Below are 13,610 nucleotides of genomic sequence, written 5' to 3' on the forward strand. Positions count from 1 at the left end.
GCCGCGATCGCGTTGGCCGCAGCGTCTGTGCAATCGCGGCTATAGCCGCTCCTACAGCGGGCGCGTGCTGGACGCGGCTGAATCGCGGCCAAGGGCATGGCCGTACGCTGCGCCTCGCGCCGCCGGGGCGGCGTGCGCCTTCCGGTAGAATCCGCGCCTGACGCCGGAGCGCCGGCAGCCAGCGGTCCCCCACGATGCTCCTGACACTCCTCAAAGCCAAGATCCACCGCGCCACCGTCACCCACGCCGAGCTGCACTACGAAGGCTCCTGCGCGATCGACGGCCGCCTGCTCGACCTGTCGGGCATCCGCGAGTACGAGCGCATCGAGATCTATAACATCAACAACGGCAAGCGTTTCGCGACCTATGCCATCCGCGGCGAAGCCGGCAGCGGGATCGTCTCGGTCAACGGCGCCGCCGCGCACCAGGCCGAACCCGGCGACCTCGTGATCATCTGCGCCTACGGCGCCTGCGACGAAGCCGAGGCGGCGAAGTTCAAGCCCAGCCTGGTCTACGTCGACCGCCAGAACCGGATGACCCACACCAACGACGCCATCCCGGCACAGGCCGCCTGAGGCATGGCCGGGGAAGCGCTGGTCCGGCAGTTCCTCGACCACGCGGAACGCCTCGCCGGCGCACGCATCCCCGATCTCGTCGCCGCCGACCCGTCGCGCGCTGGCGCGATGTCGCTGCGCGTGGGCCCGGTGTATGCGAACTTCGCGCGCCAGCGCCTGGACGCCGCCACGCTCGCCACCCTGGGCGAGCTCGCCGGGCACGTGCGCCTGTCGCTGGCGATGCGCGCGCTGGTCGACGGTGCCGAGGTCAACGCGTCCGAAGGGCGTCCGGCGTTGCATACGGCGCTGCGTTCGGACATTGGCCACGGCGGGGTGGCACGCGCCGCGCACGCTGAAGCACTGGCCGCGCGCGAACGCATGGCAGCCCTGGTCGACGGGCTGCGCGCGTCCGGCGTCACCGACATCATCAATATCGGCATCGGTGGCTCCGACCTGGGTCCGCGGCTGGCGGTCGACGCGCTGAAGGACTTCAACGACGGCCGCTTCCGCCTGCACTTCGTCAGCAACGTCGACGGCAGCGAGGTGCAGCACGCGCTGCGCGGGCTGGATCCCGCCCGCACCGCGGCGATCCTGGTGTCCAAGAGCTTCGGCACCCAGGAGACGCTGCTCAACGGCGCGCTGGTGCGCGACTGGCTGGGCGGGGGCGAGCGGCTGTACGCGGTCAGTGCCAACGTGCCGGCGGCGGAAGCCTTCGGCGTCGATTCCGCGCGCGTGCTGCCGATGTGGGACTGGATTGGCGGGCGCTATTCGCTGTGGTCGACGGTGGGCTTCGCGATCGCGCTGGCGATCGGCATGGAGGGCTTCGCGGCGCTGCTGGCCGGCGCGGCGGAGATGGATGCGCACGCCGTCGAAGCGCCACTGGAAGCCAATCTGCCGATCCTGCACGCGCTGGTGGCGGTGTGGAACCGCAATGCGCTGGACCTGCCGACGCAGGCGGTGCTGCCCTACGACCAGCGCCTGGCGCGCTTGCCGGACTACCTGCAGCAGCTGGTGATGGAAAGCCTGGGGAAATCGGTGCGCAGCGACGGCCGCGTCCCCGGCGTGGCCACCGTTCCTGTGGTCTGGGGCGGCGCCGGTACCGGCGCCCAGCACAGCTTCTTCCAGGCCCTGCATCAGGGCAGCGACGTGGTGCCCGCCGACTTCATCGGCGTGGTGCGCCCGGCGCATGGCCACCGTGGCAACCACGAGGCGCTGCTGGCCAATCTGCTGGCCCAGGCGGAAGCGCTGGGCAATGGCCATGCCGCCGAGGATCCGCAGAAGGCCTATCCCGGCAACCGTCCCTCGACCCTGTTCCTGCTCGACGCGCTGACGCCGCATTCGCTCGGCGCCCTGCTCGCGATGTACGAACACAGCGTCTACGCCCAGTCGGTGCTGTGGGGCATCAATGCCTTCGACCAGTGGGGCGTGGAGCTCGGCAAGCGCATCGCGGGCGAACTGCTGCCGGCCGTGCGCGGGGAAGCCGATGCCGGCGACGCGGTGACCCGCACGCTGATCGACGAGATCCGCGCGCGGAGCTGACGCGCGGCCGGCATCGCCCTGTAGGAGCGGCTACAGCCGCGATCACGCTGGCCGCAGCTCCTGCGCCATCGCGGCTGTAGCCGCTCCTACAGGTGGTCCCGAGCAGGTGGTCGCGATCGAGTGGTTCCGATCAGCTGGCCGCGATCGAGTGGTCGCGATCGAGTGGTCGCGATCGAGTGATCCCGATCTGGTCGTCGCGATCAGCGGCCCCGGTGGCGCGACAGCGCCCATCCGACGTGTTCGCGGATCACCGGATCCGGATGGTCGCGGCGCGTCTCCAGCGCGGCGATGACATCGGGCGTGGTCGGCGCGTTGCCCAGCGCCACGGCGATGTTGCGCAGCCAGCGTGCGTGGCCGCTGCGGCGCAGCGCGGTGCCCTCGGTGCGGCGCAGGAACTCGTCTTCCTCCCAGGCGAACAGGTCGGCGAGGCTCGCGGTGTCGAGGTCGTTGCGCGCGCGGAAGTCCGGCTCGTCGCTGCGCCGCGCGAACTTGTTCCAGGGACAGGCCAGCTGGCAGTCGTCGCAGCCGAAGATGCGGTTCCCCATCAGCGGCCGCAGCGCCTCGTCGATCGCGCCCTCGTGCTCGATGGTGAGGTAGCTGATGCAGCGGCGCGCATCCAGCACGTTCGGCCCGAGGATGGCCTGCGTGGGGCAGACCTCGATGCAGCGCCGGCAGCTGCCGCAATGTGCGGTTGCGGGCGGGTCGGGCGGCAGGGGGACGTCGAGGTAGATCTCGCCGAGGAAGAACCAGGAGCCACCGTCGCGGTCGATCAGGCAGGTGTGCTTGCCGATCCAGCCCAGCCCGGCGTTGCGCGCCAGCGCGCGTTCGAGCACCGGCGCCGAGTCGACGAAGACGCGGTGGCCGAATGGCCCGATTTCGCCGGCGATGCGATCGGCCAGCTTCTGCAGGCGGTTGCGCATGAGCTTGTGGTAGTCGCGTCCGAGCGCATAGCGGGCGACGTATGCGCGCTCGCCGTCGGCCAGCGTCTCCCAGGCTTCGACGTCGTCGCGCCGCCCGTAGTCGAGTCCCACCGAGAGCACGCTGATGGTGCCGGGCACGAGCTCCTGCGGCCGCGAGCGCTTGTCGCCGTGCCGCGCCATCCAGTCCATCGAACCGTGGAAGCCACGCGCCAGCCACGCGCGCAGGTGTCCTTCGTCGTCGCCCAGGTCGATCCCGGTGATGCCGCAGCGCTGGAAGCCGGCCTCCCTCACCAGCTCGCGGATCCGCGCGGCCAGCGCGGCGGGGTCGGGAGTCGCCGTGCGCAGCGCGCCCGGGGGCGCGACACCGGCATCGTCGGAAGGCGGGTACATGCCTGAAGTATAGAATCCGCGCATGTACGCCTCCCGCGCCGACGCCGCCACGCCGCTGTACGACATCGCCGGGGTCCGCCGGGTGGAGGCGCAGGCGATCGCGCTGCTGGATGGCGACGGCGACGAGCTGATGCGACGCGCCGGCGCGGCGGCCTGGCGCTGCCTGCTCGGGCACTGGCCGCAGGCGCGGCGCATCGTCGTGGCCTGCGGCCCTGGCAACAACGGCGGAGACGGCTATGTCCTCGCGCTGCATGCGCTGCAGGCCGGTCGCGACGTCACGGCCCTGCATCCCGCCGGCCATGCGCCGCGCAGCGCGCTGGCACGTCGCGCCTGCGCGGCGTTCGTGGAGGCCGGCGGCATGGCGCTCGCCGCGCCGGACGCGCTGCCGGAAGCGGACCTGGTGGTCGACGCGCTGTTCGGCATCGGCTTCGACGGGCGCACGGATGCCGGCATCGACGCGCTGGTGGCCGCGATCGCAGGCTCCGGCACCGACGTGCTGGCGCTCGACGTCCCCACCGGTGTTTCGGCCGGCGGTGGCGGGGTGCCGGGCGCCGCGCTGCGCGCCACGCGCACGCTGCAGTTCATCGCCAACCATGTCGGACTCTCGACCGGTCCCGCGCTCGACCACGTCGGCGCGCTGGACATGGCGGCGCTCGACCTGCCCGAGGGCAGCTTCGACGGCGTCAGTCCGGCCGCCTGGCGCCTGCAAGCCGGGGCGCTGCAGGCCCTGTTGCCGGTACGCGAGCGCACTGCACACAAGGGCCGCGCCGGCCACGTGCTGGTGGCCGGTGGCAACCACGGCATGGGCGGCGCGGCGCTGCTGGCGGCCGAAGCGGCACTGCGCGCAGGCGCCGGCCTGGTCAGCGTCGCCACCCGCGCCGCCCACGTGGCGCCATTGCTGGCGCGGACCCCGGAAGCAATGGCGCATGCCATCGAGGAGCCGGAAGACCTGGTGCGGCTGTCGGCCAGCGCCGACGTCTGCGCCATCGGTCCCGGACTCGGGCGTGACGCGTGGGCCGTCGGCATGCTGCGCGCGGCGCTCAACGGCGCGCACGCCCTGGTCGTGGACGCCGACGCGCTCAACCTGCTGGCGGCCAGCCCGCGCAGCCTGCCAGCGGACACCGTGCTCACCCCGCATCCGGGCGAGGCCGCGCGCCTGCTCGGCAAGTCGGTCGCGGAGGTCCAGCACGACCGCCTCGCCGCCGCGCATGCGCTGTGTACCCGCTTCGGCTGCGTGGCGGTCCTGAAGGGCGCGGGCACCGTGGTTGCCGCGCCCGGCGAAATCGCGTGGATCATCGACGCCGGCAACCCCGGCATGGCCGTCGGCGGCATGGGCGACGCGCTGACCGGCGTGATCGCCGCGCTCCGTGCGCAGGGCCTGGCGGCGGCCGATGCGGCGGTGGCGGGCGCGCTTCAGCACGCGGTGGCCGGCGATCGGGCCGCCGGCGCAGGCGGCTCCCGCGGCCTGCTGCCCAGCGACCTGATCTCGGCGCTGCGCCACGTGGAGGCGACGCCGTGAGCACGACCCGCCATCTGTCCCTGGTCGATGCGGAGGCGACGGGCGCGCTGGGCGCCGCGCTCGCGTCGACCCAGCCCGCCATGGCCGTCGTGCACCTGCATGGCGACCTCGGCGCCGGCAAGTCGACGCTCGCGCGGGCCTGGCTGCGCGCCCTCGGCGTGACCGGTCCGGTGCGCAGTCCCACCTACACCCTGGTCGAGCGCTATCCGCTGGCCGGCGGCGGGGAGGCGCTGCACCTCGACCTGTACCGCATCGGGGATGCGGGGGAGCTCGAATTCCTGGGCCTGGACGACGCCGACGCCCGCCTGTGGCTCGTCGAATGGCCCGACCGCGGCCTGGGCGCGCTGCCGGCCCCCGACCTGCAGGTCGAGCTGGAGGTCAGCGGCACCGGTCGCGGCTGCCGACTGTCCTTCAACGGCGATGCGGGCGGCCGCTGGCTGGCCGCGTTCGAAGATGCCTGTCGTTTGCGGCGGCTTCCTGAACCGTAGCCAGAGGAATGGACGGCAGGTGACGGATTCCTAAAGGAAAACGTGTTGCAAAGATCGTCGCGGGGTGCTTCACTTCAGCCCATGCGCGTACGGGGAATCCACCTCCAGCAACTCCTGCTCGGTGCGGCCTTGTTGGCCGCCCTCGTCTGGAATCTGGCCAGGGCGTCTGAAATCAACGAGTTGCGGCTCAGCGCCGGGCCGACCGGCACGCGCGCGGAGCTGAAGCTCGATGCCGAAGCCGAGTACAGGCTGATTCCGCTCTCCGGCCCCGATCGCCTCGTGGTCGATTTCCCCGGCAGCCGACTGGCGCAACGGGTTTCGCCTCCAGCCGGCGCCGGCGTGGTCACGTCGGTCCGCACCGGCCAGCCTGCGCCGGGCACCACGCGCATCGTCTTCGACCTCGCCATGCCGGTGGTCGCGCTCAAGCCGCGCTTCGAGTCGGGCGCTGATGGCGTCCGCCTGGTGCTGGAGTGGCCGGGAGACCATGGTCCGGCGACGGCCGGCGCGACCGCCGCGCCCGCGGGCCGCGCCGCAGCGGCGGGTGCCGGCACTACTCCCGCCGACCCGATCGCGCGCATCGCCGCCGCGAGCCAGTCCAGCGCCATAGCCGTCGAGCCCGCCCCCACGCCGGAGGCCGCCGCGCGGGCGTCCGCCGACGCCACCTCGCGCCTGATCGCAAGCCTTCCCGCCGCAGGCGCCAGTGCGCCCGCGGCCACGTCCACGGCATCGCCGCAGCGGCCGCAGCCATCGGGCGACCCGTCGCCGCGGCAGGCGGTGCCGACCACCGTTGCCACTGGCGTCCCCGCGCCGGTCCAGCGCGAGCCCGCCGCGCAGCCCGTCCCGCCGCCGCGCAGCAGCGCCGCGCAGGCCGCGGCCGCCCGCAGCGCGCGGCCCCTGGTGATCGCCATCGACGCCGGCCATGGCGGCCAGGATCCCGGCGCGGTCGGCCCCACCGGCAAGCGCGAAAAGGACATCACTCTGGCGATCGCCCGAGAGCTGGCGCGCCAGGTCAACGCCACGCCCGGCCTCAAGGCGCACCTGGTCCGCGACGCCGACGTCTTCATCCCGCTCAACCGCCGCGCGCAGCTGGCGCGCGGAGCCGGCGCGGACATGTTCATCTCGATCCACGCGGACGCGGCCGAGAACCGCAACGCCAAGGGTTCCTCGGTCTACGTGCTGTCGCTCAAGGGCGCCTCGTCGCAGCGCGCGCGCTGGCTCGCCGACAAGGAGAACGCGGCCGACCTGATCGGCGGCGGCAAGGTCGCGACCTCGGACAGCACGCTGACCAACGTCCTGCTGGACCTGACCCAGAGCGGCCAGATGAAGGCCTCCGAGGATGCCGGCAACCACATCCTGGCGGGGCTCAAGCGCATCGGAAACAACCACAAGCCGCATATCGAGCGGGCGAACTTCGCCGTGCTGCGCACCTCGGACATGCCGGCGATGCTGGTCGAGACCGCGTTCCTGTCGAATCCGGAAGAAGAACGCCGGCTGATCGACCCGACCTTCCAGGCGAACGTCGCGCGCGCGGTGCTCGACGGCGTCAAGACCTACTTCACCAGCCAGCCGCCGCCCGGCACGCTGTTCGCGGTGGGCGCGGGGTCGGGCGGCGCATCGTCCACCGGTGCCAGCGGCGGCAGCCGCTGAGGGCACGCGCCTCGCTTATCATCGGGGTTGGCCCATACCGGCCCGGCGCACCTGCCGGGTGATCGCAGTTCCTTGAGCATCCGCCAGCTTCCCGACACCCTCGTCAACCAGATCGCCGCCGGCGAGGTCATCGAACGCCCTGCGTCGGTGGTCAAGGAACTGGTCGAGAACGCGCTCGACGCCGGTGCCCGCCGCGTCGACATCGACCTGGAGGAGGGCGGCGTGCGCCTGGTGCGCGTCCGCGACGACGGGCTCGGCATTCCGCCCGACGAGCTGCCGCTCGCGGTCTCGCGCCACGCCACCAGCAAGATCGCCTCGCTCGACGATCTCGAGGTGGTGGCCACGCTCGGCTTCCGCGGCGAGGCGCTGCCGTCGATCGCGTCGGTCAGCCGCTTCGCCCTCAGCTCGCGCCGCACCGGCGCCGGACATGGCGCGACCCTGCAGGTCGACGGTGGCCGCGTCGGCGAGGTCACGCCCAGCGCGCATCCGCAGGGCACGACGGTCGAGGTGCGCGACCTGTTCTACAACGTGCCGGCGCGGCGCAAGTTCCTGCGCGCCGAGCGCACCGAGCTCGGGCACATCGAGGAATGGCTGCGCTCGCTGGCGCTGGCGCGACCCGACGTCGAGCTGCGCGTCGCGCACAACGGCAAGCCGTCGCGCCGCTACCGCGGGGGCGGCGAGGAACGGCTGGATTTCGACGATGGCGCCACGCGCCTGGTGGAAACCCTGGGCGAGGCGTTCGCACAGTCGGCGCTGCGCGTGCAGCACGCCACCACGTCGCGTCCCGCCGACGACGGCCGCGAGGCCGCGCCCGCGCTGCGCCTGCACGGCTGGATCGCGCAGCCCACGTACTCGCGCGCCAGCGCCGACCAGCAGTATCTCTATGTCAACGGCCGCGCGGTGCGCGACCGCAGCATCGCGCACGCGGTGAAGCAGGCCTATGCCGACGTGCTGTTCCACGGCCGCCAGCCGGCCTACGTGCTGTTCCTCGAACTGGACCCGGCGCGGGTGGACGTCAACGTGCATCCGGCCAAGCACGAGGTCCGCTTCCGCGACGCGCGCATGGTCCACGACTTCGTCTACCGCGCGCTGCACGACGCGCTGTCGGCCACGCGCGCAGGCAATGCGCCGCTGGTGGCCGCGGTCAGCACGCAGGCGCAGGTGGGCCGCGAGCTCGCCGCGCGGGTGGCCGGCCAGCCGGGCCTGTCGCTGCGCGACGACGCCACCCGCGACGCGATGGCGATGCTCTATGGCGCAGGGACTCCCGGCGCCTTCGGACAGGCCGCGGCGGGAGCGGACGCGATGCCGGGCACGACGGCCATGCCCGCGACCGGCGACGACGGCATTCCGCCGCTGGGCTTCGCGGTCGCGCAGCTGCACGGCATCTTCATCCTGGCCGAGGCCGCCGACGGCATGGTCGTGGTGGACATGCACGCCGCGCACGAGCGCATCGGCTACGAGCGGCTGAAGAACGCGCATGACGGCGCCGGCCTGCGCCTGCAGCCGCTGCTGGTGCCGCAGGCGGTGGCGGTCAGCGAGCGCGAGGCCGACATCGCCGAGCGCGAGGCGGCGACGCTGGCCGAACTCGGCTTCGAGGTCACCCGCACCGGACCGCAGTCGCTGCTGCTGCGCGGCGTGCCCGCGCTGCTCGCGCAGGGCGACACCGAAGCCCTGCTGCGCGACGTGCTCGCCGACCTGCGCGAGCACGGCGAAAGCCGGCGCGTGCGCGCGGCCCGCGACGAACTGCTTTCGACCATGGCCTGCCACGGCGCGGTGCGCGCCAACCGCCGCCTGACGATTGCCGAAATGAACGCCCTGCTGCGCGACATGGAGGCCACCGAGCGCTCCGGGCAGTGCAACCACGGCCGTCCGACCTGGACGCGCATCCCGCTTGCCGATATCGACCGCTGGTTCCTGAGGGGACGCTGATGACCCGATCCATCCCGCGCGCGGCCTGCGCCGCGGCCGGCCTGCTCATGGCCCTGGCCTCCCTTGCTTCCTGCGGCGGCGAGACGTCCGATACCGGCTCCGACGCCAACGCCAACGCCGACGCCGCCGCCGCCGGCGCAGCGCCGCAGGCCAGCGCCGCCTTCGCCGCCTCCGAAGCGGAGTGGCGGCAGGCCCGGCGGGCCGGGCTGCTGGCCGAGGATGGCTGGACCAGCCTGGTCGGCCTCCACTGGCTGGAGCTGCGCGCCCACTACGTCGGCAGCAGTGCGACCAGCGGAATCCGGTTGGCCCTGGGCCCGGAAAAGCTTGGCCTGGTGCAGCGCGAAGCTGGCCGGGTGTACTTCACGCCGGAGCGCGGCGTGGCGGTCAGCGCCGGGGAGCAGCCGGTGAAGGGCCGCATCGAACTGCACGACGACCGCGCCGACGAGCCGTCCGAGCTGCGCTTCGACGACGGGCGCGGGCGCCTGTCGCTGATCCGTCGCGGCGAGCGTCACGCCCTGCGGGTGAAGCACGCCGACGCGCCGGCGCGCACCGGCTTCGGCGCGATCGAACACTGGCCGATCGACGCCGGCTGGGTGCTGGAAGGCCGGTTCACGCCGCACCCCGCGGGCCGCACGATCGAAATCGCCAACATCGTCGGCGGCGTGGACGCGATGCCCAATCCCGGCGCGGTCGAGTTCACGCGCGACGGCCGCGACTACCGCCTGGAAGCGCTCGAAGGCAGCGAAGGCGGCCTGTTCCTGGTGCTCGCCGACCGCACCAGCGGCCAGGGCAGCTACGGCGCCGGTCGCTACCTGGATACCGCTGCGCCCGACGCCCAGGGCCGGGTGATGCTCAACTTCAACCGCGCCTACAACCCGCCCTGCGCGTTCACCGCCTTCGCCACCTGTCCGCTGCCACCGCCGGACAACCGCCTGGACCTGGCGGTGACCGCCGGCGAGCGCGCCTACGCCAAGCCCGCCACCTGATCCGCCCGGCGTGGCCAGCCGACCCGTCGACCACTGAAAGGAAGCCCATGACCGACACCCGCACGCGCACCCCGTCTTCCGTCCTCGCCGCCGCGCTCGCCGCTTCGGTGGCGCTCTGCACCGCCGCCGCACTGGCCAGCCCGCAGGCCCCGGGCTCCCGGTCCGCAGCCGGCAGCGCCCCCGCGACGACGCCGGTGCTCCCCGCGGCCGCCACGGCGCCGCCGGTGCCGCTGCTGTGGAAGGTGTCCGACGCGGACAACTCGCTGTACCTGCTCGGGTCCTTCCACCTGCTGCTGCCTGGCGACTATCCGCTGTCGCGCGACGTCGACATGGCCTTCGCCGACGCGGAGAAGCTGGTGTTCGAGATGGCGCCCGAGGAAATGGCCTCGCCGCAGCTCGGCCTGCAGATGGCCCAGGCCGCGATGCGCACCGACGGCAGCACGCTGGACCAGCAGCTGGGCCCCGAGCTCGCCGCCAAGCTCGCCAGCTGGGGCCGGGACAACGCCGCGCAGCTGGCGGCCACCGGCATGACGGTCGAGGTGCTGCAGCGCTTCGAGCCCTGGTTCGTCGGCATGATGGTGACCATCAGCCAGATGATGGGCATCGGCTTCGACCCCGCGCTTGGCCTCGACGCGCACATGGGCGGGCTGGCGCACCAGGCGCAGAAGCCGGCGACCGGGCTGGAAACCGGGGCACAGCAGATCGCCTTCCTCGACGGCATGGACGACGGGGAGCAACTGCAGATGCTGGAGCAGGCCTTGGACCAGGCTGAAGCCGGCGCCGACCAGACCCTGGCGCTGCACGCCGCCTGGCGCGCCGGCGACGTCGAGGCGATCCTCGCCGGCACCGTGGCCGAGCTGCGCCGCGACTTCCCCGAGCTCTATCGCGCGATCAACGTCGAGCGCAACGATGCCTGGCTGCCGAAGCTGGAGGCGCGCCTGCACGAGGACGGCGAGGACGACACCCTGGTCGTCGTCGGCGCCATGCACCTGCTGGGCGACGACGGCGTGGTCGAGAAGCTGCGCGCGAAGGGCTACGCGGTCGAGCGCGTGTGCTCGGCCTGCGCCACGCCCTGAGGCGCGGCCGGCAGCATCACGATGCAGTCCACCGGGCAGGCTGGCACGCACAGCCTGCACCCGGTGCACAGCGGTTCCAGCACCACGTGCATGCGCTTGCTGGCGCCGATGATGGCGTCGACCGGGCAGGCCTGGATGCACTTGGTGCAGCCGATGCAGTCGGCTTCCACCACCAGCGCGACCTCGGGCGGGCGGTGCTCGCCCAGGGCGCGGTCATAGGGCAGGGGCGGCGCGCCGAGCAGGCGCGCCAGCGCGCGGGCGCCGGCATCGCCGCCGGGCGGACAGCGGTCGACCTGCGCCGCGCCGGCGGCCATCGCCTCGGCATAGGGACGGCAGCCCGCGTAGCCGCACTGGCCGCACTGGGTCTGCGGCAGCAGGCGGTCGAGGCGTTCGACCAGGGCGTCGATGTCGCGCGCGCCCATCCGGGGCTCAGCGCACCGGCATCCCGGGCGCGGCGCCGTCGTCGGCGCCCAGCAGGGCGAGCGCGCCGCCGTCGAAGCCCGCCGACAGGATCATCCCTTCGCTCAGGCCGAAGCGCATCTTGCGCGGCGCGAGGTTGGCGATGAACACGACGCTGCGCCCGACGAGCGCGGACGGATCGCCGTAGCTGGCGCGGATGCCGGAAAAGATCTGGCGTGTGCCGAGCTCGCCGGCGTCGAGTTCGAAGCGCAGCAGCTTGTCGGAGCCGTCCACGAATTCGCAGGCGAGCACCCGGCCGATGCGCAGGTCGAGCCTGGCGAAGTCGTCGATGCCGATGGTGGCGACGCCACCGGCAGCGGGAGCGGTGCCGGTCTTGCCCGCAGAAGCGGCCGGGGCCGCACTGGCCGGCGCCGGCGCTGGCGCCTGCGCCGCGGTCGTGGTGGGCTTCAGGTCATCCCTGCTGGCGTCGATCATGGCGGTGACCTGCCTCGGGTCGATGCGGGTGAACAGCGGCTGGTAGCTGGCGATGCGGTGCGCGAGCAGCGGCGCGTCGAGGTCTTCCCACTGCGCCAGCGGCGCGCCGAGGAAGGCTTCCACCTGCGTCGCCATCTCCGGCAGCACCGGCCGCAGCGCACCCGCCAGCACGCGGAACAGGTTGAGCCCCTGGGTGCAGACCGCCTGCAGCTCGGCCTCGGCGCCGTCCTGCTTCGCGATCACCCAGGGCTTGCGTTCGTCGATGTAGCGGTTGGCCTCGTCGGCCAGCGCCATCACCTGGCGCAGCACGCTGGCCGGCTCGTTGCGCTCGTAGGCCACGCGGACCGGTGCCAGGGCGGCGACGAAGCGTGCGTACATTTCGGGCTCCGGCAGCTCGGCCGCCAGCAGGCCGTCGAAGCGCTTGCCGACGAAGCCGGCGCAGCGGCTGGCGAGGTTGACGAACTTGCCGACGATGTCGGAGTTCACCCGCGCCACGAAGTCGGCGAGGTTGAGGTCGATGTCCTCGACGCCGCCGCCCGACTTGGCCGCGAAGTAGTAGCGCAGCGCCTCGGCGGGAAGCCCCGCTTCGAGCCAGGTCCGCGCCATCACGAAGGTGCCGCGCGACTTCGACATCTTGGCGCCGTCGACCGTCAGGTAGCCGTTGACGTGCAGGCGCGTCGGCACGCGATGGCCGCTGCCCTGCAGCACCGCCGGCCAGAACAGGCCGTGGAAGTTGACGATGTCCTTGCCGATGAAGTGGTGCATCTCGGCCGTGCTGCCCGGCGCGGTGAACGCGGCGTAGTCCAGGCCCTCGCGCTCGCACAGCGCCTGGAAACTCGCCAGGTAGCCGATCGGCGCGTCGATCCAGACGTAGAGGTACTTTCCGGGGTGGCCCGGGATCTCGAAGCCGAAGTAGGGCGCGTCGCGCGAGATGTCCCAGGCGCGCAGGCCGCCTTCGCCGTCGACCCACTCGAGCAGCTTGGCCTTGACCCCCGGCACGGCCACGTCGCCGGCCAGCCAGTCGCGCAGGAAGGCCTCGAAGTGCGCCAGCTCGAAGAAGAAGTGCTCGCTCTCGCGCAGCTCCGGCGTCGCACCGCTGACCACCGAATACGGCTGCAGCAGCTCGGTCGGGGAATAGGTGGCGCCGCAGTGTTCGCAGTTGTCGCCGTACTGGTCGGCGGTGCCGCAGCGCGGGCAGTTGCCCTTGACGTAGCGGTCGGGCAGGAACATGCCCTTGACCGGGTCGTAGAGCTGGGCCACCGAGCGCCGGCTGACGTGTCCGGCGGCCTCGAGGCGGCGGTAGATGTCCTCGGTCAGCGCCCGGTTGCGTGCGGAGTGGGTCGAGTCGTAGTTGTCGAAGGCGACGCCGAAGTCGGCGAAGTCGCGCTCGTGCCCGGCCTGGATGCCGGCGACGAAGGCCTCCGGCGTGGTCCCGGCCTTTTCCGCGGCCAGCATGATCGGCGTGCCGTGGGTGTCGTCGGCGCAGACGTAGTGCACGGTGCCGCCGGCCATCCGCCGCGCGCGCACCCAGATGTCGGCCTGCACGTAGCCGACCAGATGGCCGATGTGCAGGGGACCGTTGGCATAGGGCAGGGCGTTGGTGACGAGCGCGGGGCGGGGCATGGCAGGACTGCGTGCGGAAGGCCGGGGATTATCGCATGGGCCGGC

10 protein-coding genes and 1 pseudogene are annotated in these 13,610 nt (G+C 72.8%); 8 read left to right on the forward strand and 3 right to left on the reverse strand.

The window, feature by feature from the left end:
• The first annotated feature begins 194 nt into the window (after positions 1 to 194).
• Together panD and pgi are read left to right on the forward strand one after the other, a co-directional pair.
• Entirely contained in the window at positions 195 to 575 is a 381-nt protein-coding gene (gene panD, locus JGR68_RS05680; protein ID WP_199361504.1) for an aspartate 1-decarboxylase, read from the forward strand.
• A gap of 3 nt (positions 576 to 578) precedes the next feature.
• On the forward strand, positions 579 to 2,093 hold the full coding sequence (gene pgi / locus JGR68_RS05685) for a glucose-6-phosphate isomerase (protein ID WP_199361505.1): 1,515 nt from the start codon (positions 579 to 581) through the stop codon (positions 2,091 to 2,093).
• A 200-nt stretch (positions 2,094 to 2,293) separates the two neighbouring features.
• Here pgi and queG read toward each other — a convergent pair whose 3' ends face one another.
• Positions 2,294 to 3,403: a tRNA epoxyqueuosine(34) reductase QueG gene (gene queG, locus JGR68_RS05690; protein WP_199361506.1), complete on the reverse strand. Its 1,110-nt coding sequence runs from the start codon at positions 3,401 to 3,403 to the stop codon at positions 2,294 to 2,296.
• 22 nt (positions 3,404 to 3,425) lie between these two features.
• Between queG and JGR68_RS05695 the strand changes: the two genes are divergently transcribed.
• The 6 genes and pseudogenes from JGR68_RS05695 (at position 3,426) to JGR68_RS05720 (ending at position 11,048) form a co-directional block, all read left to right on the forward strand.
• Positions 3,426 to 4,922, forward strand: coding sequence for an NAD(P)H-hydrate dehydratase (locus JGR68_RS05695; protein WP_199361507.1), 1,497 nt, complete (start codon positions 3,426 to 3,428; stop codon positions 4,920 to 4,922).
• Positions 4,923 to 4,936: 14 nt separating this feature from the next.
• Positions 4,937 to 5,329: pseudogene (gene tsaE, locus JGR68_RS05700) on the forward strand (tRNA (adenosine(37)-N6)-threonylcarbamoyltransferase complex ATPase subunit type 1 TsaE); the annotation flags it as partial.
• 162 nt (positions 5,330 to 5,491) lie between these two features.
• On the forward strand, positions 5,492 to 7,057 hold the full coding sequence (locus tag JGR68_RS05705) for an N-acetylmuramoyl-L-alanine amidase (protein WP_199361508.1): 1,566 nt from the start codon (positions 5,492 to 5,494) through the stop codon (positions 7,055 to 7,057).
• 72 nt (positions 7,058 to 7,129) lie between these two features.
• Positions 7,130 to 8,986 (forward strand): DNA mismatch repair endonuclease MutL, encoded by a 1,857-nt coding sequence (gene mutL, locus JGR68_RS05710; protein WP_199361509.1) that lies wholly within the window; start codon positions 7,130 to 7,132, stop codon positions 8,984 to 8,986.
• Complete coding sequence (locus JGR68_RS05715) at positions 8,986 to 9,972, forward strand: DUF1684 domain-containing protein (protein ID WP_234446604.1); 987 nt, start codon at positions 8,986 to 8,988, stop codon at positions 9,970 to 9,972. Before mutL ends, JGR68_RS05715 begins: the two co-directional genes overlap by 1 nt.
• Positions 9,973 to 10,019: 47 nt before the next feature.
• The gene (locus JGR68_RS05720; RefSeq protein WP_199361510.1) at positions 10,020 to 11,048 is read left to right on the forward strand and encodes a TraB/GumN family protein; all 1,029 of its coding nucleotides are present in this window, start codon (positions 10,020 to 10,022) and stop codon (positions 11,046 to 11,048) included.
• Here JGR68_RS05720 and rnfB read toward each other — a convergent pair.
• Both rnfB and metG read right to left on the reverse strand, forming a co-directional pair.
• The gene (gene rnfB / locus JGR68_RS05725) at positions 11,006 to 11,470 is read right to left on the reverse strand and encodes an Rnf electron transport complex subunit RnfB (RefSeq protein WP_199361511.1); all 465 of its coding nucleotides are present in this window, start codon (positions 11,468 to 11,470) and stop codon (positions 11,006 to 11,008) included. The genes JGR68_RS05720 and rnfB overlap by 43 nt on opposite strands.
• 7 nt (positions 11,471 to 11,477) lie before the next feature.
• Complete coding sequence (gene metG, locus JGR68_RS05730; RefSeq protein ID WP_199361512.1) at positions 11,478 to 13,565, reverse strand: methionine--tRNA ligase; 2,088 nt, start codon at positions 13,563 to 13,565, stop codon at positions 11,478 to 11,480.
• Positions 13,566 to 13,610: the final 45 nt, after the last annotated feature.

It is taken from the genome of Luteimonas sp. MC1750 (genome assembly GCF_016615955.1).
GTDB lineage: Bacteria > Pseudomonadota > Gammaproteobacteria > Xanthomonadales > Xanthomonadaceae > Luteimonas.